Raw genomic sequence first — 20,351 nt, 5'->3', positions numbered from 1 at the left:
GACGCCGTATACTTTTGGCCATCCCAGACGTTGCGCCTAAACTGCCGCTTTGAGCTGGTTGCTGATGTAGCGAAACTCCTGCGTCTTGCCTTCGAAACCATAGGCGGCAGCCGAGACTTCGTGCACGAGGATATAGCTTTCCGGATGCACGTTGCCGAGCAACTGCTGAAAACCGGCGAAGACCGCTTGAAGGTAGCTTGCCATCTCCTGCTTGGTGTTGGTGCCGTCCACAACCTTGATATCAAGCCAGAAGCTGTTGGCGCCCTGTTCTGCAAGCGAGCGGCCGCCGGCGAACCAGTGAAGCGGATCGGCATAGTTGACGACGATGGCCGTAATCGTCGGATCCTTGCGCAAATGCGTGGCCGTCAACTCGCTGACGACGGCGGCGATGCGCTGGGACAGGGCAGGGTCGGCCTTACCGGTGACGGTGACATTGATGATAGGCATGGTTGGCTCCTTCAAGTGTCGGTTGGTGTTGAAGCCAAATTCGCAGTTCCATTGGTGAAAATAAATCGAATTGTTTTTGATTAATAGTTCGATTATCATGAAGTTATGCAGACGCTTGATCCTGACCTGTTGCGCACATTCTTGGCCTTTGCCGAAAGCGGCTCGCTGGCTCATGCAGCCACGGTCGTCGGTCGAACCCCTTCGGCGGTCACTGCCCAGATGCAGCGGCTGGAGGCCATGATCGGTGAAGCGCTGCTGGCGCCGTCCGGGCGCGGCCGGGTGCTGACGCCAGCCGGCGAAGATGTGGTCGTGCATGCCTGCAAGATCCTCGACGCTCACCGTGACGCGTGGCTCAGCCTCAAGGGGGCACGTACCGACGGCCGCGTGTCGCTCGGCTGCACCCAGGATTTTGCCGACAGCACGTTGCCGACGCTGTTGCAACAGTTTGCACGCGCGCATCCGCGGGTGCGGTTGGATCTGCGGGTCGGCCGTTCGAAAGAGCTCGTGGCCCAATATGATCAGGGCGCTGTGGACGTGATGATCGTCATGCGGCAAAGCGCGGCGAGCGACGAAGTCGCAGTGTTGCGCGAACCGATGGTCTGGCTATCAGCGTCGCCGGACGTCCTGCCTGTCGACGAGGAATTGCCGCTTGCCGTGCTCGATCCGCCCTGCGGCTTCCGCTCAGCCGCCGTCGATGCGCTTGAGGGAAGTGGCCGGCCCTACCGGATAGCTGCGACAAGCCCGAGCCTCTCCGGGCTTCGCGCCGCGGTCCGCGGCGGCATCGCGCTGACGGCGCGAACCGAACGCTTCGTCGGCGAGGGTGTGGCGATTGCGCCCGAAGGGTTGGCGCTGCCGGCCTTGCCCGATGCCGAGTTCAGCCTGCGTCTCAAAGCCGGCGCCGAAAAGGCCGCGACCACGCTGGCGAGCCTTCTTGGCGACGGACTTTCAAAAGCGGTTTCTGCGTCCTGATCGTTGCTTCGAGTGCCGCGGCTTACATCTGAACCGTCATGCCGCCATCGACCGTCAAGGTGATGCCGTTGACGAAGCTCGAGGCTGGTGACGCGAGGAACACGGCGGCAGGTGCGATCTCCTCCGGCCGGCCCCAGCGCTTCAATGGGATGCGGACATCAACGAATTGCTGCAACACGGGATCGGCGGCAAGCGCGGCATTGGTTTCCGTTGCAAACCAGCCGGGCGCGATCGCGTTGACCGTCAGGCTGTCCGAGCCGAGTTCGACCGCAAGCGATCGCGTCAATGCTTCAAGCCCGCCCTTCGCCGCAGTATAGGCAGGGTCGCCGGCGCGGGCTGCAAAGGCCGCGATCGAGGTGACGAAGATCAGCCGTCCGGTGTCCGATTGCCGGAGATAGGGCAGCGCTGCCTTCGCCATCCCGTAGGCAGCAGTCAGATCGGTGTTGATCAAGGCCGCAAAGCCGGCAGCATCCATCTCGTGCGTACCGCGGCGGTCGCGCTCACCGACGGCGTGGATCAGAATATCTAGCCTTCCGGTACTGCCTGTCGCCGCGGCCAGTATCTCGTCTACACCTGCCGCCACGTCGCCGGGCGCGGTATCAAGCGTGATGCCTTCACTCGCGGCCTGTCCGCGCGCCGCCTCCAATGCCGAGCGATTCCGGCCATTGATCGCCACCGATGCGCCCGCCTTGGCAAGCGCCTTTGCCATCTCAAAGCCAAGTCCGCGGCCACCGCCGGTGATGAGAGCTGATTTGCCGTTGAGATCGAACATATGTACCTCGGTGACTTGTCATCGCGGTCGAAACAACGCCATGTCTCGACATCCAACGTTTAGCGCGTGTTGTCGTGTCAGCCAACCTGGAGGTTTGACGGCGACAAGGTGCGTCGCCGGTCAGTGCTCGATCGAGCGGTGCGGGCGTTGGCCGGTCGTGGCGCGGTTCGGTCTTCCGGCGGCCGTCGCTGCCATTGTCGAAGCAAGCCTGCTCACCCGGTCCGACAAGATGCCGGCTCTTGCGAGCTACACGCTCGGCGATCGACCTATGAAATCACTGTCGTCAAGGCCGTCATCGGGCGCTGATCGTCGTATCCGCATTCTGGAACTGTGGCCGCGTCTCCACACACTGGCTTTCCCGTCGCACCGGCTGCCACTTGGAGGCGTGCTGTCGGGGGTCTTCGGCGGTCTCTCCGACAATCAAGAGGCACTACGTTCCGCTTTCTGCTGAAAGCCGACCTGACGAAGGAGGCGTTCGTCGCCACGGGCGTTGTCTCGGCGGTCATCGTCGATGCAGTCAGGTTGATCACCTACGGGACGGGCGTCCTATCCGAGCACCTTATTCAGTAGCAGGAACTGCTTGCGCCGGTTGCAGTAGGTACGGTTTGCGCGTTCGCCGGATCGTTCGTGGGCAAGCTTGTCCTGCAAAACATCACGTTGCGAACCGTGCAGATCATCGTCGCCGTGGCGATGCTGCTTATTGTGGCCGGCGACTGGCCCCGGGTTTTATTTGGCCCTGACTGGTCCCAGGCGGGACGTGCATGCTTGCCTGATGTCTAAGCCAGTCAATCATGGCGCCTCACCTCCGCCTCATCGACGTGGAAGGGGTCAGCACGTCGCCTAGTCGGCCGCCAAACCGAGCCACGGCACCTTGTTGAATTCAGTAATTGGTCATATATGATGTGATACTGCTATTTTATCATCGTATCTGGATCGTTGCTATGGGATCGCCGAAAACAAAGTCCGCCCTCGAAAGGCTTGGACACGACGTGCGGGGCGCTCGTTTGCGGCGCGGCATCGCCGTTGCCGATCTGGCGGTGCGTGCGGGCACGTCACCGAGCACCGTCTCGCGCCTCGAGAAGGGGGATCCTGGTGTCGGAATCGGCACGCTCGCCGATATCCTGGTTGTGCTTGGTCTTGTTGACCGGCTGGCCGACCTGGTCGACATCCGCAAGGATGATCTGGGTCTAGCGTTGACCGCCGAACGCCAGCCGCGTCGCGGACGGTCTTTTGCGACCGCACTGCGCAGACAGAAGGCCAAGGGTAAAACGGCACAGGATGATCCGGATGCCGTCGATCCGGACGGCGCGTCATTCTGATGCCCGACTTCAACGCCCATGTCGTTCTTGGCGAGAGCCTGACACCCGTTGGTCAGCTGCGTTTCACGCAGGCCGGGCCGCGGCAGTTCTCGACTTTTGCCTATGATCCCGCCTGGATCGACAATCCCCGCGCCTTTGCCGTGCAGCCAACCTTTCCGCTTGAAGCTGGGCCATTTCACACATCTGGTCAGCCCGGAAACATGCGCGACGCATTGGCGGGCGTCTTCGCCGACGCCGCGCCGGATAGTTGGGGCCGCAGGCTTCTCGAACGCACCTATGGCAACGGCCTTTCCGAATTCGGGTATTTGACGCTCTCCGATGATGTCTGCCGACAAGGCGCGCTGCGGTTTGTGGATGATAGGGGAGAAATCCTCCGGGGGGGCGCGGCCGACACAGTGCCGCGCCTTGTCGATCTGGAGGCTATCACCGCCATCGCTCGGGCCTATGAGCAGGGCAAGGAGATATCCACCGAGGACATGCAGGCGCTCGCCGGTGCGGGCGGTTCGGGCGGCGCGCGGCCCAAGGCCAATGTCCGGGATGGCGAGACGCTCTGGCTCGCCAAGTTCACCTCGGTTCATGACCAACAGCCGATCGAGTGCGTCGAGGTCGCCACCCTCCGCCTCGCCCGGGCCTGCGGCATCCGCACTCCGGAAGTCAGGCTGGAGCTCGCCGACACGCCATTCCCGGTCGCTCTGATCCGGCGGTTCGACAGGCGCGGGACAGGACGTATTCCCTACATCTCGGCCCGCACCGCTTTGGGGAAGACCGGGACAGAGCTCGGTTCCTATTCGGAGATCATCGACTTCATGCGGGCAAATGCCGCTGATCCGCAGGCCGATTTCCGCGAACTCTTTCTGCGCCTGATCTTCACCATCCTCGTATCGAACAAGGATGACCATCTGAAGAATCACGGCTTCCTCTATGTGGGGGCCGGCCGCTGGCGATTGTCTCCGGTTTTCGATGTGAACCCCGCGCCTGACCGCAATCCGCATCTCGAAACGGCGATACTGGAAGGTGGCGTGCACGATCGGTCGATCCGTCTGGCGTTGGAAGCCTGCGAGTTCTTCGAGATCGCCGAAGAGGACGCTCACCAAATGATCCGCGAGACAGCGCGGCGTATTTCCGATGAATGGCGTGAGGCACTTCGACAGGTGGGCGTCTCCGGGGCTTTGGCGCGGCAATATGAGCCGGCCTTCATGAACGACCAGACTGAGATAGCGCTCGCTATTTAAGCTTCATATATGCGCGATATCTTCCGATATCTTGTCATATATGACATATTTCGTCTGTGAACCGTGAGAATATGATCTGTATTAGTTCTGATTATCACGCATCTCACATGCGTAATAATTCGCCTATCCGCCTGATCTTTCTCAACCAACAACCCTGCGGCGTAAGCCCATTCCAGTGGCGCGCACGCTGTGGCCAACTCCATTTCGTTATCGATCGACCAAAGATGAAGGTCGATGGGAGGCGAAGAACCAAATTAGCCACTGCCGCTATCGGTTTCCGTTTCAGGGTCGGGCACAGCGAAATTAACCTTGGATGATCTCGCTGAAATATCAAGGAATTGGGGTCTGACAAGGGCGTCAATCTGCTTCAGGCGCTGCCGGATCCACGTCGCCATTGCGCTTACTCTCGCCGCATCCTCGGACGTCGTACTTTCGAGATGAGTCAGCGCCGCGGTCAACTTGTCCCGATGGGTCGGTGCTCATGAACCGCATCCACAAACTCCATGCGGCGTTTCTCGCGACTATTGAACGCCTCCTCACGTCGGCGCCGGGCTTCGGCGTCTCGATGGCGGCGCTCTCGCTCCTCGTCTTCTCTTCTGCGTTCGTTGATGAACGCTGCGTGCCGGACCAATATGTCCGGCAGCATGCGTTCCACGCAGATGGTGCAGAGAATCGCCGCCACTGAACCCGCAAGCGGATGCGCATCGACGGCGGCGACTACCGCCGCGATCCCCTGCGCGCCTTCGCCCAGCGCGTCGAGGTTGCCGAACGCGAAGTGTTCATCAAGGGATCGAAAGACAAGCGGAGGCCAGCCTCGATCGGGGCCGTGATCGCGATGAGTCCGTTGCTATCAATGGCCGCCCTTCGCCTCAATTTAACTTGTCCCGAGCATGATCTTGGACCGGCCGTCAAGAACAGCACCGTAGCGAATGCGATCTGCCCTGCCATTGGCAGCCAGTACGCGCTCGGCAAGGGCAATCCAAGTTGCGAGAGTTTCCTGGCCGAGCCAATGGATCGACAGGCAGTCCCCAGGTTCGAACCCGTCCACACCGGTCGTTTCGCCAACCTGTTCATCTGCATCGTCACGCCATAGCCATTGCATGCGCCGGATGCTGAGGTGGGGAGCGTCAAGCGCACGCTCCAGCATCAGGTCGCGAAGGCCCTCGTCTTCGAGCAGTTCGGCCAGCATCAGCAGCCAGGCGATTTCGACCGGATCGAGGCGGCCGAGTTCCGGGTCCGATTGGCCCTGGGCATTGCCTCTGCGGCTGAGCCAAAGGGCCGCCTGGTTCAGGTCCCCCTCGATAAGCGAGATGACACCCAGCAGGAGCCAGGGCTCGGCAACATGGCCGATCCAGGTGGTCAGGTCGTTGAGAGCTGCCTTGGCTGATGCAAGGTCTTCTCCCGAGAGGATCGTGTCGCGCGCCGACCGCAGCACGGCCGACATCGGGCTGTCGAATATGACAGCGTCGGCAATCCACGGCGCGCCGGAAGCCGCTTTGACATTTTCGAACGATCCGAATTTGGCCTGCTGCTGCACGATTTCGCCGGGCTGCAGCCGGATGCGGCATTCGAACCAGTCAAGCATGTGCGTCCAGTGTTGCCGGGTGTAGCGGCTATGGACGAGGTCGTGCCCTTGCTTGCAGATGTAGGAATAGAGGTCGGGGCTGCGGGAGATAGCATTGATCTTGATATAAAGTTCGCGGCCGGAGCCGAGCACGCAATTCTCAAGATCGACGAAGCCATATTCCTTCAAGGGCTCCGATTCCGGCGCGACGAGAATGGCGCCGGATGCGGGAATCTCCAGATGCTTGCGAACGACGTAGTCCATCCGTGTCGTGTCGGCGATGGAGAAATAGCTCTGCGAAATCAGCTGAGAGTATTTCTCGTCACGAACCTCGAAGGGGGCTTGATGGTTCTTGTCGTAGCCGGGATGCGTATACACCAAGGTTGGGAAGAGGCGTTGGATCTCTTCCGTCACCTGCGCTCGCCAAGGATAGAAACTCGGGAAAAGATGCCCGCTGAAGACCGTGACCGGGATTATCTTGTCGAGTTTGTAGTCCTGGAAGACGGTTGGATCTATGAATTTTGGCAGTATGAAAGAGGCGATCCGCAGCAGTTCCGGCATATGCTGGATTTGTTCGTTGCCGGTACAGAAAACCGTGTCGATGCCGTAGTTGTCGAGCATCTGTAGTATCAGCGGTCGCATCGGGTCGTGCGGGTCGCAGTTGAGATAGAGCGCACGCGGCACATGCGGGTGTGCTTGTGCGTTGGCGATATTCAACCGGTGCGGTCGGCCCCAATGCACGGAATCGAAGATCAGGAAATCGGGTTTCAGCTGCTCGTAGACCTCGGCAAGATCGAAGTCCTGTTCGATGACGCTGACATCACAATGCATCGCTAGCGTATGCACCCATTCATCGACGACATTTGCAAGCATAGGCGCGGTGTTCGGGTTCGGTCGCGGTCGTACGCAGAGAACCTTGCGGCGCGGTGCTGTCTCAGCCATGGCTACTCTCCGTCGAAAAATGCAAGGACGGCGTCAATGACGCGTTGCTGCTGGTCGGCGCGCATACCGGCGAACATCGGCAGCGACAGACCCTGGGATGCGAATTCTTCAGCGACAGGGAAGTTCGATTGCCCCGCAGCGATTTCGAGCAGGCACGGCTGCCGATGCAGCGGGATGGGGTAGTGCAGACCCGTCTGGATGCCGTGCCCATCGAGGTAAGCCTTCAACGCGTCGCGACGTTCGGTGCGCACCACGTAGAGGTGATAGACGTGATCGCCATGCACGATCTCCGGCAGCATCAACGGTGTTGCCGCAAGAGTGTCCTTGTAACGCGCTGCGATTGCGCGCCGTTGATCCGTCCAGGCGTCGAGGTGACCGAGCTTGTGGCCAAGAACAAGCGCTTGGAGGCCGTCCATGCGGTAGTTGTAGCCAATCCGTTCATGCAGATACCGCTGCGATTGACCATGGTCTCTGAGCGCCCGCAGCGCCTTGGCATGCTCGTCGTCATTGGTGACGATGAGACCACCTTCACCGGCGCCGCCGAGGTTCTTGCCGGGATAAAAGCTGAAGCAACCGAGATCGCCGATCGTCCCGAGGCTGCGGCCGCCATGGCGCGCACCGATCGCCTGGGCGACATCCTCGATGACGGTCAGATTGTGCCGGCGAGCACACGCCATCGTCGCTGTCATGTCGGCAGGCTGCCCGTAGAGATGCACCGGGATGATGGCTTTGACGCCGTCGTCGAGCCGGCGTTCGGCATCGGCAAGATCAATGGTGCCGGTGGCCGCTTCCACGTCGCAGAAGATCGGGATAGCACCTTCATAAAGAAGGCCCCATACTGTGCCGATGAACGTATGGGCAGGCACGAGCACCTTGTCGCCACGACGAATTCCGGCGGCGATGACCGCCAGGTGCAGAGCGGCGCTGCCGCTGCTGACAGCCACGGCATGTCGCGCACCCAGATAGTCGGCGATGCTTTTTTCGAACTCGGTGGCCCATGGCCCCAGACAAAAGGCGTTTGCCTCAAACAGCCGTTCGACGTCGGGCATGACGTCGGCACGGATCTGGTTCCACTGGATCGACAGATCGACGAAAGGTACTGAGGCGTGCGCGTTCATGCGGGTGTCCGTTGCGAAGGGGAAGTTGAGCCGACGATGCGGGCGGGGTTGCCGGCGACGATTGCGTGGTCCGGGACGCTGCGGGTGACGACGGCACCAGCGGCCACCAAGGCGTATTGACCTATGACCAGGTCCGGCAGGATCGTTGCGTTGCTGCCGATCGAGGCGCCTTTGGAAACGCGCGTCGGCAGGCAGGTCCAATCGGCTGCCGATTGCAGGCTGCCGTCGTCATTGATCGCGCGCGGGTAGCGGTCGTTGGTGAACATCACGCCGTGACCGATGAAGACGCCGTCTTCGATGGTGACACCTGAACAGATGAAGCAATGCGACTGGATCTTGCAGTTTGCACCGATCTCGACGTCGGCTTGAATCTCGACGAAAGTGCCGACACGTGTGCCATCTCCGATCTTGCAGCCATAGAGATTGGCGAGATCCGGATGGTAGATGACGACGTTTTCACCCAGGACAACAGTGTCGGCGACCGGCATCAATTCAATCCTTGCGCGGAGAGCGACGTCTTTAGACCGTCGACCACGATGTCTTGCTCGGTTTCCGTCATGCCGTTGAACAACGGAAGGATCAGATGGGTGCGGCTCACCTTCTCCGATCGCTCCAACCCGCCGTGGCGAGCGTTTTGCCAAGGCTTTTCGAGATGGCTCGACATGATCGCTCGGCGGGTCGCTATGCCCTTGTCCAGCATGGATTGCATGACGCCGTCGCGATCCGCCGTCTCAGGCAGGCCAACACAGTAGCTCTGCCAGTTCGAGCGCGCCCAACCGGGTTCGGCCGGTACAGTGACGTCGACGATTTCACTGAATTGCTCCGCATAGCGTCGCGCCAAGGCACGGCGCTCGGCAACAATACTGTCCAGCCGCTTCAATTGTTCGCGCCCGACGGCCGCCTGCATGTCGGTCATGCGGTAGTTGAAGCCGGATTCGTCGTAGGTTTCGGTCACGACGCGGTTGGACTTATGACGGGCAAGATCCGAAACGCTCATGCCGTGTTGGCGAAGCAGGCGGCAGCGTGCGTCGATTTCGGGATCATTCGTCGTTATCATGCCGCCTTCCCCCGTGGTCAGGATCTTGCGGGGATGGAACGAGAAGCAGACGACATCGGAGAACGTGCCGCCGAGCTTGGTCCAGGTGCCGTTGGCCTGGATTTCCGCCCCGCTCGCACAAGCCGCGTCCTCAACCACCCGCAGGCCATGGGCGCGGGCAACTTCACATATCGCCGGAAGGTCGCAGGGCATGCCGATCTGGTCGACGCATAGCACTGCCTTCGTGCGCGGCGTGATGAGGGCTGCGATTGCGTTCGGATCGATGTTGAAACCATCAGGACCGATATCGGCAAACACTGGCGTTGCACCGCACATGTGAATGGAGTTGGCCGTGGCGATGAAGCTGTGGCTGACGGTGATGACTTCGTCGCCCGGACCGACGCCAACGGCCAGCAGCGCCAGATGCAGGGCAGTCGTGCAGTTCGACACCGCACAAGCATGTGCAGCGCCTGTCATGGCTGCAAACTCGTTTTCGAAAGCAAGAACCTGGGGGCCCTGCGTCAGCCATCCGGAGGCAATGACCGCGGCAACAGCGTCAGCTTCAGCCTGGCCGACAAGAGGACGCATCAGTGGGATCATTGCGCTGCCTCCATCGAGAGTGCGCGTTCCTGCTGCCACCACTCGACAAGGTCGGAAAGTCCCTGCTCGAGGCTGATCGTCGCTTCGAAGCTGAGCTGCTCCTTTGCCTTGCTCGGGTCGGCAAGGCGTCGCTCGACCGGATTGACGCTTCGAGCCGGCATGTATTCGATCGACAGGTCTGGCCGTCCCATCGTCTTCAGCAGCGCATCGGCGAGTTGCTTGAGCGACACTTCTTCGCCCGAGGCAACGTTATAGACCTGGTCGGATGCCGGGGAGAGCGCCGCTGCGATATTGGCGCGTGCAACGTCGCGGACATCGATGAAGTCCATCGTCTGCAGGCCGTCGCCGAAGATGATTGGCGCCTGTCCGGCAGCGATGCGCTCCATCCAGCGGATAAGCACTTCGGTGTAGCGACCGTGGATATCCATGCGCGTACCGTAGACGTTGAAGTAACGCAGGGCGCAGTAGTTGAGGCCGAACATGTCGTTGAACGAACGAAGCAGGCTTTCGTTAAGAAGCTTAAGTCCACCATAGAGCGTCCGGTCGGAATAGGGCGCTGCGGCTTCGGTCGTTGGGAACTCCGGGGCAAGCCCGTAGATCGAGGCCGAAGAGGCGGCGATGAGCTTTTCGACGCGGTGCTTCACGCAGGACTCGATCAGATCGAATGTCGATTGCCCCATCACTTCGAAAGCGTGACGTGGCTCGGCCGCGCAATGGGTGATGCGAAGTGCTGCCTGATGGAAGACGACATCGCTGTTGCCGATCAAGCCGTCGAGCAGCTCACGGTCGCGAATATCAGCATTGATGACTTCGAGGCGATCGGGGTGGGCGACCGCTGCCAAATTGGCGAGCCTGCCGCGCACCATGTTGTCGATGACGACAACCTTTGCGACGTCTTGCTGCATCAGCTGATCGACGATGTGCGAGCCGACGAAGCCGGCTCCTCCCGTTACCAGGATGCGCTTGCCTTTGAGCGCGTTGACGGTCTCGGACGATGATGTGTTCTGCATTGGCTTATTCCGCGGCTACAGCGTTGATGGAGACGGGCATGAACCCACGGACGCGCCGAAGGCTAAGGTCAAGTGCGGCTTGCGCGCGCTCCAGGGTGCGCACGACGCGCAGGCCAAGGCGCCCGTCTGTCTTGCAGGTGACTTGTTTGGTGATGGATTGCCGGAAGTGTTCGATGACATCGACGAGCGGCTCGGATGTGGCTAGCCGCGGTGAAGACACGGATCCAATCCGGTAGTTCGGCAGGATGAGATCCCGTTCCTGCTTCGAATGGAAAGTGATGCCGGAATCGTAGATCTTCAGCGGCTCGTCACGGTTGAGATCGTCCCAGACGACCATCTGCTCGCTGCCACCGATCGCCACGCGGCGAAGCTTGACCGGCGACATCCAGCTCAGATTGAGATGGGCAACCATCGAATTGGGATAATGCAGCGTGAGGTAGCTGATGTCAGGTGAACCCTGATTGACGTGGCAGTAACCTGTTGCCTCAACGTCAACCGGCTCGATACCGAAGAGGAAGTCGAGGATCGACAGATCGTGCGGCGCGAGGTCCCAGAGGACGTTCACATCGGGCTGGAAGAGCCCGAGATTGATGCGCTGGGAATCGAAATAGGAAACGTGGCCGAGCGCGCCTGAGTGCACGAGGTCCGCCAATTTAAGGACCGCCGGATGGAAGAGGAAGGTGTGGTCGACCATCAGGGTCAGCCCGTAAGCCTCGGCGCGTGCGACAAGGTCGCTCGCCTCGGCGCTGGACGCGCACATCGGCTTTTCGACCATGACGTGCTTGCGGGCCTCAAGGGCCGCGCGCGCCAGATCGTAGTGCGACGATACCGGCGTCGCGATGACGACGGCATCGATCGTCGGATCTGCCATGACGGCGCTGGCATCGGCGTGAACGACGATCTGCGGGTGCGATTGGCGAAGCTTGTCTGCGAGTTCCGGTTTCGGATCGACGACGGCAGCGAGTTCAATGCCCGGGTTGCTCGATAGCACCCGAAAAAGATTCCGCCCCCAATACCCCATCCCGCAAAGTGCGACCCTGATCATGCTGATTCCTCTCAAGCAACCGCGTAGGTTCATATTGCGAGGAAAGCTTGCTTGGGCCTGACGTGGGTAGGGCCGATGCGATGCCTTGCCATGCTGGTGGGCAAGGTGGAAACTGCCGATGCACAGGATCCGGAGCGTAGTTCGGGACGCCCTGCCTTCGCGCTGACGGGCAAGACCAGCGCGTAGGCCTGGAGCGTGTATCGCCTGTCGGGCGCTTAGCTCTTTTGGCTTGCCAGTTGTGCCTCCAGGGCGGCAACGCGTTCTTCCAGTTTCTTCAAAGACCGCGGGCCACTCAGAACTTCATCATTGGCGACATCTCGGTCGACGAAGGTGAGGGGGGAAATAATCACCCTGTCTCCTATCGTTACGCCCGGTGCTATGACGGAGGGTCCGGCTATGAAGCAGTTACTGCCGATGCTCGTACGCCGATAGGCAATCTTGTCGCGGGATGATCCCGTTTCACCGCTGGTGGCCTGTCGATGGCTGGTATGGCTCCAGACCATGACGCCGAGCCCGATTTGGGTATTGTCTCCTATCTCCAGACCGCCTTGGGCATCGAGTACGGCGCCTTCCCCGATCCAGACATCTTCCCCGCATTCGAGTTTTTCAGGAGCCAGGATTTTCGCACGTTCGCGGATCCTGCAACCATTGGGCAACCCGAGAAACTGCGCGCGTTCGCGATCCGTCATCAGTTCCGTCGCGTGGTAAGTCAGAATCTGCGCGCGAAGTCGCGCGTCGTCGCTGCTGAAGACATCCACACTGGATGGACCTGGTGGTCTTGACGGTGTCGCCATGAGCGGCAGCAGTTGTTCGAGCAGAGCGCGGGAGGCATCGTCTCCCAATTGGGGGATTGAGCGGAGAAGGTCGTCCACTGGCCTGTTGAGCAAGGCGGCAAGGTCGTCGAGAACTTGGTTCGGCATCGTGGCTTTCGCGGCATTTCTTGTTGGAGTCGGCAGACAGCATTGATATCGCATGTGAGCGTTCTGCCAACTCATTTGACAGGACATCTCACGAAAACTCTCGGGTATTGACGGTGTCGTCGCATCGACGCCAACTGGTCGACGGCGGTTGGGATGGCGAAGCCGAGTGGCTCGAGGGGTATTTGGGCCCTGAAAGCGCTCGCGCGGATCCGGATTTCCTGGCCATCGTCGAACGCCAGCAGCAAGCTACGGCCGAGTGACGACAGGGCCGGCCGCGCTCCAGCAGGCGCTCGGCCGGTATCAACCGGAAAAGGAGCAGCAGCAGAATGACAGATGAACCGGCGCCGGAGATCATCTTTCGGCGGTTCGCGCGTGCGGACCTCGGAACCTATCGCTCCTGGTTCGCGGACGCTGAGACCAGCCGTTTCCTCTCCTACCCGACCGATGACTGGTTCGCGCATGTAAAAGAGAGCGACAACGCGCAGTGCTGGGTTGCGGCCGAGCCTGGAGGAGAAATGCTTGCCGAAATCCAGGTGGACCGCGATGAGGATGGCGTCGGCCACATCGAGTTGGCCGTGCGGCCGGATTTAAGAGGGAAGGGCTACGGTAAACGCAGCCTGCTTGCGTTCTTGAGTGGACCAGCGCGCGCTTTCGCCGAGCTTCATGCCCACATCGAGATCGACAATGCGGCAAGCCTAGCCTGTTTCCAACGATGCGACTTCGTCGAGGCCGCGCAGCAGGATGACGACGAGTTTTGCCTGTTGGTCTGGTGTCCCGAAGCCTAAAGCCCGTCGCGATATTTCAGAATTGCTTACAGTGTCTTAAGCTTTTGCTTTTGCGCATGTCGTTGTCGCAAAACCACGGCTCGCTTTTGCGCAGCTAGCACCGACCGCCCTGGCGGCGGCCGGTGAAATCACGTTTGGCCTACTTCATCGTATAGACATCGATGGTGAAGTACTTGTCGTTGATCTTCTTGTAGGTGCCGTCGGCGCGGATTTCGTCGAGCGCCTTGTTGAGCTTTTCACGCAGGTCGTTGTCGTCCTGACGCACCGCGATGCCGACGCCGTCGCCGACGAACTTCTTGTCGGTGATCGGTTCACCGATGATTTCGCAGCAAGCCTTGCCGTCGTCGTTCTTCGTCACCCAATCAAGAAGCGGCAGCATGTCGCCGACCTGCAGGTCGAGACGGCCGTTGACCATGTCGAGATTGGCTTCATCCTGGGTCGGATAGAGCTTGATCTCGGCGTCCGGATACGTGGCGGCGATAAAATCGGCCTGCGTGGTGCCCGATTGGGCGCCGATCACCTTGCCCTTAAGGGCTTCATTGGTAAATGTGGTGATGCCGGCGCCCTTCGGCGCCACATGCGTCATGGCAGCAAGATAGTAGGGGTTGGTGAAGGCGACCTGCTTCTTGCGTTCATCGGTGATGAACATCGACGCGATGATGAGGTCGTATTTCTTGGCGAGTAGACCGGGGATAATGCCGTCCCAATCCTGCGCGACAACCTCGCAGTCGGCCTTCATGCGCTCGCAAAGCGCCAGCCCGATATCGACATCGAAGCCCCCGATCTTGCCGGCGGAATCGACGAAGTTGAAGGGCGGATAGGCGCCTTCGGTGCCGATCTTGATCTTGTCAGCGGCTGTCGCCGCCGTTGCCGTCGCCATGACAGCCAGCATCATTGCTGCAATCTGTTTCTTCATCCGTGTTCCCCTTGTTAGCGCATCATTCTTGATGCTTCCGGGAGAACACTAAGTCCGGTCCGCCTATAAGCGAAATAGATAGGCGCGATAATCGGTATTGTTTCGATTGATCATGACCGCCATCGGACGATCACTTGTACCGGCCGTGGCGCTGCAGGACCTCGATCTTGTAGCCATCCGGATCGATGATGAAGAAGAACCGCGCCAGAAGTGCGCCGTCTCGATTGAACTCGACGATCTTGTTCGGACCAAGCCCCGCATCGGTCAATCGCTTGTGCTCGCTGTCGAGATCGCTCACCGACAAAGCGAGGTGACCGTAGCCATCGCCGAGCGCATAGGGCTCGGTTCGATCCTTGTTGATTGTCAGCTCGAGCTCGAACTGGCTCTCTTCATTGCTGAGATAAACAAGCGTGAAGGTTTCGAAATCGAGCCGCTCGGCTACGGAAAGCCCGAATGCCACTCTGTAGAAATCCAGGGACTTCTGCTCGTCGAGCACCCGGATCATCGAATGGATTGCTTTGGCCAAGTGAGCCTCCTTCAGCTTTGAGACGCGTGCGAGGTAGCAGAGGACGAAGAAGGATGGAACCCTTCGTCCAGAAGTTCCGATCGTCCAATGGCTAGATGGTTCGGCCACGCTTCTTCAACTGCTGTTCGCGGAAGAAGATGAAGAGACCCGAGGCGACGATCAGCCCGGCGCCGATGATGACGGTCGGACGTGGCGTGTCGCCGAAGAACCACCAGCCGAAGACGACGGCCCAAAGCAGCAGCGTGTATTGTAGTGGCACCACCGTTGCCGCATCCGCGAGTTTCAGCGCACGGTTGACCAGAATGTGCGCGAGCATCGCCACGATGCCCAGCATGCCGAGCTGAAGGATCGCCTCGCCATCGACGGGCGCCCAACCGGCTGGGTTGGCGGCAACGCCGACCAGGGAAAAGACCAGCGCGCCGATCACCTGCCAGAAGACCAGTGTCGTATCCGGGGTCGAGCGCAGCGTTCGGCCGAGCATCAGCGCGAAGGCGAAGGCGGCGCTGCCGACAAGGGCGATCAGCGCCGGCAGACTGAAGGTGTCTTTTGACGGTTCGAGCGCGATTACGACGCCGGCAAAGCCGACGAGGATCGCTGTCCATCGCCTCCAGCCGACCTTCTCGCCGAGCAGGAACGGCGAGGCCGCGGCAACATAGATTGGCGCTGCCAGCCAATAGGTCATGGTGTCGGCGAGCGGCATGTAGGCGACGGCGAAATAGAAGGCCGATGCGTCGACGGCAAAAAGCAGCGAGCGCAGCGCCTGGAGCCACGGCCGCTCGACCTTCAACATCGAACGCAGCCCGCGTTTCAGGATGAACGGCGAAAGCACGAGCAGGGCTGCAATGCTGCGAATGACCATCAACTGGCTGACGGAATAGGTCGCCACCAGCCATTTGCCCATGACGTCGTTGAGCGAGAACATCAACATGCCGAGAAGCATGATGATGACACCGGTCCGAGCGGCATTCGGCGCAGTTGCGGAGGCGGCTATTATAGTCATGGGAGCGGCTTTCAAACGTGTTCGCGTGCCTTTGACACATTCCGGCACGCCGATCCATCGTGCTGTTCGAATGGGACGATAAGTTTTACGAATGATTCCGGCCGGACCGTCCGTCAATCTGCTTGGAATGATTTCAATCCTGGAACACCAGTTCACTCTGTGAGAGATGGCGTTGCCCCTTGACGTAACGCGCGGCGCTGCTACTTAAGGGGTGATCCTGCCGTCCAGACATCGGACCGCGGGATGAACACTGGTGCCGGGCCCCTCTGGCGAGAGTTTTTACGGCGCTCTCGTGATGTCGGTACCGCCAGCAAATAAGCCGGCGGATTAGCTACCATGAAAACTGATCTCATGCCTAACGCATGTGCCCTTTCGGCCGTGCGTGTTTTTGTTTCCAAACCCCACTTCTTCTCCGAACCGGGTGTCGTGCGCGCGAAGGAGGTCCGTCGATGACGCAGCCTCAAACGCACACGAGCACCATTGGCTATTTCAAATGGGCATTCATCGTCACCGCGATCGGCCTGGTGCTCGGCGCCTGGCTCGGCTGGCAGTCGACCGGCACGATCGGCGGCATGGCCGCGGTATTCTTCATCTGCACCGTGTTGGCTGTTCTCGAAATCTCGCTGTCCTTCGACAACGCGATCGTCAATGCCAACAAGCTGAAGGACATGACCCCGGAATGGCAGCACCGCTTCCTGACCTGGGGTATCATCATCGCCGTCTTCGGCATGCGTATTGTCTTTCCGCTACTCATCGTCGTCATCGCGGCGAGTATCGGCCCGATCGATGCGATCGTTCTGGCGGCAAGCAAGCCCGAAGAATATGCCCGCATCATGAATGATGCGCATTTGCCGATCGCAGCTTTCGGCGGAACTTTCCTGATGATGGTGGGCCTCACCTACTTCTTCGATCATGAGAAGGATGTGCATTGGATCGCCTGGGTCGAAAGCAAGATGGCGCGTTTCGCCACGATCAAGGGCATCGAAATTGCCTTCGTGCTGGCGCTGATCCTTGGCTTCTCAACCCTGCTCGATCCGGCAGAGGCGCATACCTTCGTGTATTCAGGCATCTACGGCCTCTTGACCTTCCTCGTCGTCGAGGTCGTCGGCGGCCTGCTCGACGCGTCGCAGCAGACGATGAGTGCAGCGGCAAAGGGTGGCTTCGGTGCCTTCCTTTACCTCGAAGTGCTTGATGCGAGCTTCTCGTTCGACGGCGTTATCGGCGCCTTCGCCTTGACGCAGAACCTCTTCGTCATTGCCATCGGCCTTGGCATCGGCGCGATGTATGTGCGCTCGATGACGATCATGCTGGTGGAGAGGGGCACGCTCAACGAGTACCGCTTTCTGGAACATGGCGCATTCTACGCGATCCTGATCCTCTCGGTGGTGATGTACTTCCAGACGCTGGTGCACATCCCTGAGGTGATCACCGGCCTCGGCGGCGCTGCCTTGATCGGTATCTCGCTCTGGTCCTCGATCCGCTACAACAAGCGGGAGCGTGAGGCTGAGTTGGGTGGTGAAACAAGCCACGGCCAAGGACGCGTCGAGGCATAAACGGCTTCGACCATAGCTGCTCTTAAACTGGGCCCCGGTGCACGTGCACCGGGGCCTCTTGCATGGAAGGGCCGGGTCGGCAAGTTCCCTGGATAACCGGTTGATGATTTCAGGCGATCTGAAGCGGGTCTTGGAAGAGGTTTACCGGGCGGGCGCCCATCGGGTGCCGGCCGATGATATCGATTGGCCGCAAGAGCTTCATGCCGCCGTCTTTCGCGCCTTGAATATGCAATACATCACAAGACGCGAGATCGACGGCAGCGTCCGCTTTTCGCTGACACAGGCCGGCTATCGAGTGATCGATGCGGAGGTGCCATGGGGCCGCATCCTGCGGCAGCGGATCAGGGACTTCCTAGTGTATGGCAAAAAACGCACTGACTAGTTTACAGTCGACGCCGAAAGCCTCCGCCGTGCCGAGCGCTCAGCGATTGAAGGGAGACCACCGCTGAGCCGTTACGCGGGATTTGGATTGTTGTGCCATCGGGTGGGTATGTGGTGAACATTGGGAGCATTTGCCCCGCCCGGCGCTGGCCGGGGTTGCAGAGGGCGGGGCAAATGCAGCAATTTGGTCTCCACTGGCCCGAACCCGGTGGTTAGAAATCTAGACTTTAGGTCAGAATCAGGACTGTTCTGACTGTTATCGTCAACCCCAGACTAGGACGGCTGGGCGAACTCGCTCATGTAATATGGCGTTCAAGGACGGGTACACACATGTCCAGATCGTGGGATGCCAGGTGAGCATAACGCATCGTCATCTCGAGGGTCTGGTGACCCAGCCACATCTGAACGCGTCTGAGATCGATACCGCCTCTCACCAAGCGTGACGCGCAAGTATGGCGCAAGACGTGCGGTACGATATCGGCCTCGTCCCCCAGTCCGGCTGCTGTTTTTGCGTCATTCCAAACGGCGCGATACTTTTGCTGGTCAATGGACGCGAATGGACCGGGAGATCGATCCACCAGGGCATTAAGAGCCTGCTTGGCTCTGGCGGTTAGGGGTACAGTTCGACTGCGACCAGATTTGGTTACCCAAAACGTCACCCGGCCCTGGTGAACGTCATTCCATTTCAGAGCGATGGTCTCGCCGAGACGTGCGCCGGTATCGACGAGGAATATGGATAGTTTTAAATAGAGGTCTGAGCGGTTTCCGATTTCGCGAAACAGCGCTTCTTCTTCGTCCGGTTCGAGAAAGCGGAGGCGGCCCGCTCTTTCTTTCTGGCGCTTGAACTCCGGCAAGCTGTAGATGTCGCCCATTTTGTACGCTTTCCGCAGCAACTTGCTTAGCGCCGCCATCTTCCGGTTGATGGTTGCGTTGCTGTTGCGACGTTTGCGTAAAGCGCCGATCAGGTTGTCGAGCATGTCTTGTGAGAAAGTAGAGAAGCGAGCAGCGAGCAATATCTCGTCGAGTTCTCCGATGAAGGCTTTCACATTGTATTTGTGGTTGCCTTCCTCCCACAGAATGTCGGCATAACGCTGAAGCAGTTCGGCGAGCGTGGTGTCCTTAACCACCCCGCTCGGACCCCGCGGGCTAAAACTGTAGTGGACTTCGTACCCGCTACTTAGGTTCGGGAAGTCGAAGTCGCCCGCTTGTTTTTCAGCATCCTTCCCCAACTCGCCGATCCCCTTGCCGACTGACGCCGGAGTGAGACCGATAAACCGACGGCTTTCAAGCCGGCGCTTGGTGTCTGGACATCGTCCTGTGCCGAGACGAGATGCAAACGTTGCTAAACAGCAACAGCCCGCAACTCGAATGTGAGTTGCGGGCCTGATATCAAACCTGACTAAGTCAGATTAGAAGTCGCGCTGCAGGCGGACGAAGCCGAATACCTGGTCGTCGCCGTTGTCTTCATCTTCGTACTGAACCGATACGCGGGTAGCGAGGCCNTCAGATTAGAAGTCGCGCTGCAGGCGGACGAAGCCGAATACCTGGTCGTCGCCGTTGTCTTCATCTTCGTACTGAACCGATACGCGGGTAGCGAGGCCTTCGGTGATCTTGTAGTCAACCGTTACGCCAGCGCGCCATGCATCGTCGCCGCCGAAGCTGGTGAGCGAATCCTGCAGGCTACCGAAGTACTGAGCGCCAGGAGTGATCGCCAGCTTGTCGGTTGCGTTGAAGCGGTACGAAGCAGCAACGCTCCACTCAGACTGAGCCCAGTANGAATCCTGCAGGCTACCGAAGTACTGAGCGCCAGGAGTGATCGCCAGCTTGTCGGTTGCGTTGAAGCGGTACGAAGCAGCAACGCTCCACTCAGACTGAGCCCAGTAAGCGTTCGGGTTCGAAGCCCAGATACCAGCGAGCTGGAAGACGCCCGGACCGAGGTCAGCCGAGAGCAAGCCGCGGACCGCGCCTTCTTCGAACTCGGTGTCGTAGCCGCCGAGCAGGTCGAAGGAAACGCCGCCGAGCGAAGCCGAGACGATACCGGAGATGCCAACGCCGTTTGCCTTGGTGGACCAGCCTTCGAGCTCGTCAATCGAGATACCGGCCTGGAAGGTGCCGCCATCATAGAGGTAGGCAATCGAGTTGAACTCGGTGACGTTGCCGAGCGTGTCGGTTTCGCCGTTGATGCCCTTATCCCACCAGTTGTAGAAGAAACCGGC

At 59.9% G+C, this 20,351-nt stretch carries 24 protein-coding genes and 1 pseudogene; 10 read left to right on the top strand and 15 right to left on the bottom strand.

Annotation, left to right across the window (positions count from 1 at the left end):
- Positions 1–36 precede the first annotated feature (36 nt).
- The gene (locus tag ASD02_RS05720) at positions 37–447 is read right to left on the bottom strand and encodes a 4-oxalocrotonate tautomerase family protein (protein ID WP_057220377.1); all 411 of its coding nucleotides are present in this window, start codon (positions 445–447) and stop codon (positions 37–39) included.
- Between the two features lie 105 nt (positions 448–552).
- Here ASD02_RS05720 and ASD02_RS05715 point away from each other — a divergent pair, with 105 nt between their 5' ends.
- A complete protein-coding gene (locus ASD02_RS05715; protein WP_057220298.1) occupies positions 553–1,416 on the top strand; it encodes a LysR substrate-binding domain-containing protein in 864 nt (287 codons plus the stop codon).
- A gap of 22 nt (positions 1,417–1,438) precedes the next feature.
- Here the strand turns inward: ASD02_RS05715 and ASD02_RS05710 are convergent, their stop codons facing one another.
- Positions 1,439–2,188 (bottom strand): SDR family oxidoreductase, encoded by a 750-nt coding sequence (locus ASD02_RS05710; protein ID WP_057220297.1) that lies wholly within the window; start codon positions 2,186–2,188, stop codon positions 1,439–1,441.
- A gap of 94 nt (positions 2,189–2,282) precedes the next feature.
- Here ASD02_RS05710 and ASD02_RS39140 point away from each other — a divergent pair, with 94 nt between their 5' ends.
- The 5 genes from ASD02_RS39140 to ASD02_RS05690 all read left to right on the top strand — a co-directional run bounded on the left by ASD02_RS39140 (position 2,283) and on the right by ASD02_RS05690 (position 5,424).
- Entirely contained in the window at positions 2,283–2,639 is a 357-nt protein-coding gene (locus ASD02_RS39140; RefSeq protein WP_200951659.1) for a hypothetical protein, read from the top strand.
- A 176-nt stretch (positions 2,640–2,815) separates the two neighbouring features.
- Complete coding sequence (locus ASD02_RS39135) at positions 2,816–2,968, top strand: hypothetical protein (protein ID WP_200951657.1); 153 nt, start codon at positions 2,816–2,818, stop codon at positions 2,966–2,968.
- A 161-nt stretch (positions 2,969–3,129) separates the two neighbouring features.
- Entirely contained in the window at positions 3,130–3,507 is a 378-nt protein-coding gene (locus tag ASD02_RS05700; RefSeq protein ID WP_057220295.1) for a helix-turn-helix transcriptional regulator, read from the top strand.
- Entirely contained in the window at positions 3,507–4,739 is a 1,233-nt protein-coding gene (locus ASD02_RS05695) for a type II toxin-antitoxin system HipA family toxin (protein ID WP_057220294.1), read from the top strand. Before ASD02_RS05700 ends, ASD02_RS05695 begins: the two co-directional genes overlap by 1 nt.
- Positions 4,740–5,220: 481 nt before the next feature.
- Positions 5,221–5,424, top strand: a complete 204-nt coding sequence (locus tag ASD02_RS05690; protein ID WP_057220293.1) for a hypothetical protein — start codon at positions 5,221–5,223, stop codon at positions 5,422–5,424.
- Between the two features lie 189 nt (positions 5,425–5,613).
- On the opposite strand, the gene ASD02_RS37970 is transcribed toward ASD02_RS05690, so the two are convergent.
- The 7 genes from ASD02_RS37970 to ASD02_RS05655 all read right to left on the bottom strand — a co-directional run bounded on the left by ASD02_RS37970 (position 5,614) and on the right by ASD02_RS05655 (position 12,974).
- On the bottom strand, positions 5,614–7,245 hold the full coding sequence (locus ASD02_RS37970; protein ID WP_057220292.1) for a glycosyltransferase: 1,632 nt from the start codon (positions 7,243–7,245) through the stop codon (positions 5,614–5,616).
- Positions 7,246–7,247: 2 nt separating this feature from the next.
- Complete coding sequence (locus tag ASD02_RS05680) at positions 7,248–8,363, bottom strand: DegT/DnrJ/EryC1/StrS family aminotransferase (RefSeq protein ID WP_057220291.1); 1,116 nt, start codon at positions 8,361–8,363, stop codon at positions 7,248–7,250.
- Positions 8,360–8,851, bottom strand: a complete 492-nt coding sequence (locus tag ASD02_RS05675; RefSeq protein ID WP_057220290.1) for an acyltransferase — start codon at positions 8,849–8,851, stop codon at positions 8,360–8,362. Before ASD02_RS05675 ends, ASD02_RS05680 begins: the two co-directional genes overlap by 4 nt.
- Positions 8,851–9,999: a DegT/DnrJ/EryC1/StrS family aminotransferase gene (locus ASD02_RS05670; RefSeq protein ID WP_057220289.1), complete on the bottom strand. Its 1,149-nt coding sequence runs from the start codon at positions 9,997–9,999 to the stop codon at positions 8,851–8,853. Before ASD02_RS05670 ends, ASD02_RS05675 begins: the two co-directional genes overlap by 1 nt.
- Positions 9,996–11,009: an NAD-dependent epimerase/dehydratase family protein gene (locus tag ASD02_RS05665; protein WP_057220288.1), complete on the bottom strand. Its 1,014-nt coding sequence runs from the start codon at positions 11,007–11,009 to the stop codon at positions 9,996–9,998. The genes ASD02_RS05670 and ASD02_RS05665 overlap by 4 nt, the downstream gene beginning before the upstream one ends.
- Positions 11,010–11,013: 4 nt before the next feature.
- The gene (locus ASD02_RS05660) at positions 11,014–12,054 is read right to left on the bottom strand and encodes a Gfo/Idh/MocA family oxidoreductase (RefSeq protein WP_057220287.1); all 1,041 of its coding nucleotides are present in this window, start codon (positions 12,052–12,054) and stop codon (positions 11,014–11,016) included.
- 215 nt (positions 12,055–12,269) lie between these two features.
- Positions 12,270–12,974, bottom strand: a complete 705-nt coding sequence (locus tag ASD02_RS05655) for an acyltransferase (RefSeq protein WP_162255898.1) — start codon at positions 12,972–12,974, stop codon at positions 12,270–12,272.
- 113 nt (positions 12,975–13,087) lie between these two features.
- Between ASD02_RS05655 and ASD02_RS37965 the strand changes: the two genes are divergently transcribed.
- The gene (locus tag ASD02_RS37965) at positions 13,088–13,234 is read left to right on the top strand and encodes a hypothetical protein (protein WP_156408360.1); all 147 of its coding nucleotides are present in this window, start codon (positions 13,088–13,090) and stop codon (positions 13,232–13,234) included.
- A gap of 66 nt (positions 13,235–13,300) precedes the next feature.
- On the top strand, positions 13,301–13,759 hold the full coding sequence (locus ASD02_RS05650; RefSeq protein ID WP_057220286.1) for a GNAT family N-acetyltransferase: 459 nt from the start codon (positions 13,301–13,303) through the stop codon (positions 13,757–13,759).
- A gap of 139 nt (positions 13,760–13,898) precedes the next feature.
- Here the strand turns inward: ASD02_RS05650 and ASD02_RS05645 are convergent, their stop codons facing one another.
- The 3 genes from ASD02_RS05645 to ASD02_RS05635 all read right to left on the bottom strand — a co-directional run bounded on the left by ASD02_RS05645 (position 13,899) and on the right by ASD02_RS05635 (position 16,201).
- Positions 13,899–14,675 (bottom strand): ABC transporter substrate-binding protein, encoded by a 777-nt coding sequence (locus tag ASD02_RS05645; RefSeq protein ID WP_057220285.1) that lies wholly within the window; start codon positions 14,673–14,675, stop codon positions 13,899–13,901.
- Between the two features lie 130 nt (positions 14,676–14,805).
- Positions 14,806–15,201 carry a VOC family protein gene (locus ASD02_RS05640; protein WP_057220284.1) on the bottom strand — a complete coding sequence of 132 codons (396 nt, stop codon included), beginning with the start codon at positions 15,199–15,201 and terminating at the stop codon, positions 14,806–14,808.
- Positions 15,202–15,292: 91 nt separating this feature from the next.
- Positions 15,293–16,201, bottom strand: coding sequence for a DMT family transporter (locus tag ASD02_RS05635; RefSeq protein ID WP_057220283.1), 909 nt, complete (start codon positions 16,199–16,201; stop codon positions 15,293–15,295).
- Positions 16,202–16,650: 449 nt separating this feature from the next.
- On the opposite strand from ASD02_RS05635, the gene ASD02_RS05630 reads away from it, so the two are divergent.
- Both ASD02_RS05630 and ASD02_RS05625 read left to right on the top strand, forming a co-directional pair.
- Positions 16,651–17,754, top strand: a complete 1,104-nt coding sequence (locus tag ASD02_RS05630; RefSeq protein ID WP_057220282.1) for a DUF475 domain-containing protein — start codon at positions 16,651–16,653, stop codon at positions 17,752–17,754.
- Between the two features lie 103 nt (positions 17,755–17,857).
- Positions 17,858–18,136, top strand: coding sequence for a hypothetical protein (locus ASD02_RS05625; protein ID WP_057220281.1), 279 nt, complete (start codon positions 17,858–17,860; stop codon positions 18,134–18,136).
- Positions 18,137–18,431: 295 nt separating this feature from the next.
- Here the strand turns inward: ASD02_RS05625 and ASD02_RS05620 are convergent, their stop codons facing one another.
- The 3 genes and pseudogenes from ASD02_RS05620 to ASD02_RS39515 form a co-directional block, all read right to left on the bottom strand.
- Entirely contained in the window at positions 18,432–19,364 is a 933-nt protein-coding gene (locus ASD02_RS05620; protein ID WP_082555454.1) for a site-specific integrase, read from the bottom strand.
- A gap of 279 nt (positions 19,365–19,643) precedes the next feature.
- Positions 19,644–19,910 (bottom strand): annotated as a pseudogene (locus ASD02_RS39520) (porin); the annotation flags it as partial.
- Position 19,911: 1 nt separating this feature from the next.
- Positions 19,912–20,351, bottom strand: a 440-nt coding sequence (locus tag ASD02_RS39515; protein ID WP_244494177.1) for a porin, incomplete at both ends; no start/stop codon positions are given.

The organism is Ensifer sp. Root1252 (assembly GCF_001425885.1).
GTDB lineage: Bacteria > Pseudomonadota > Alphaproteobacteria > Rhizobiales > Rhizobiaceae > Ensifer > Ensifer canadensis.
The sequence above is the reverse complement of the archived record's forward strand: the minus strand, read 5'-3'. Positions and strand labels throughout refer to the sequence as shown.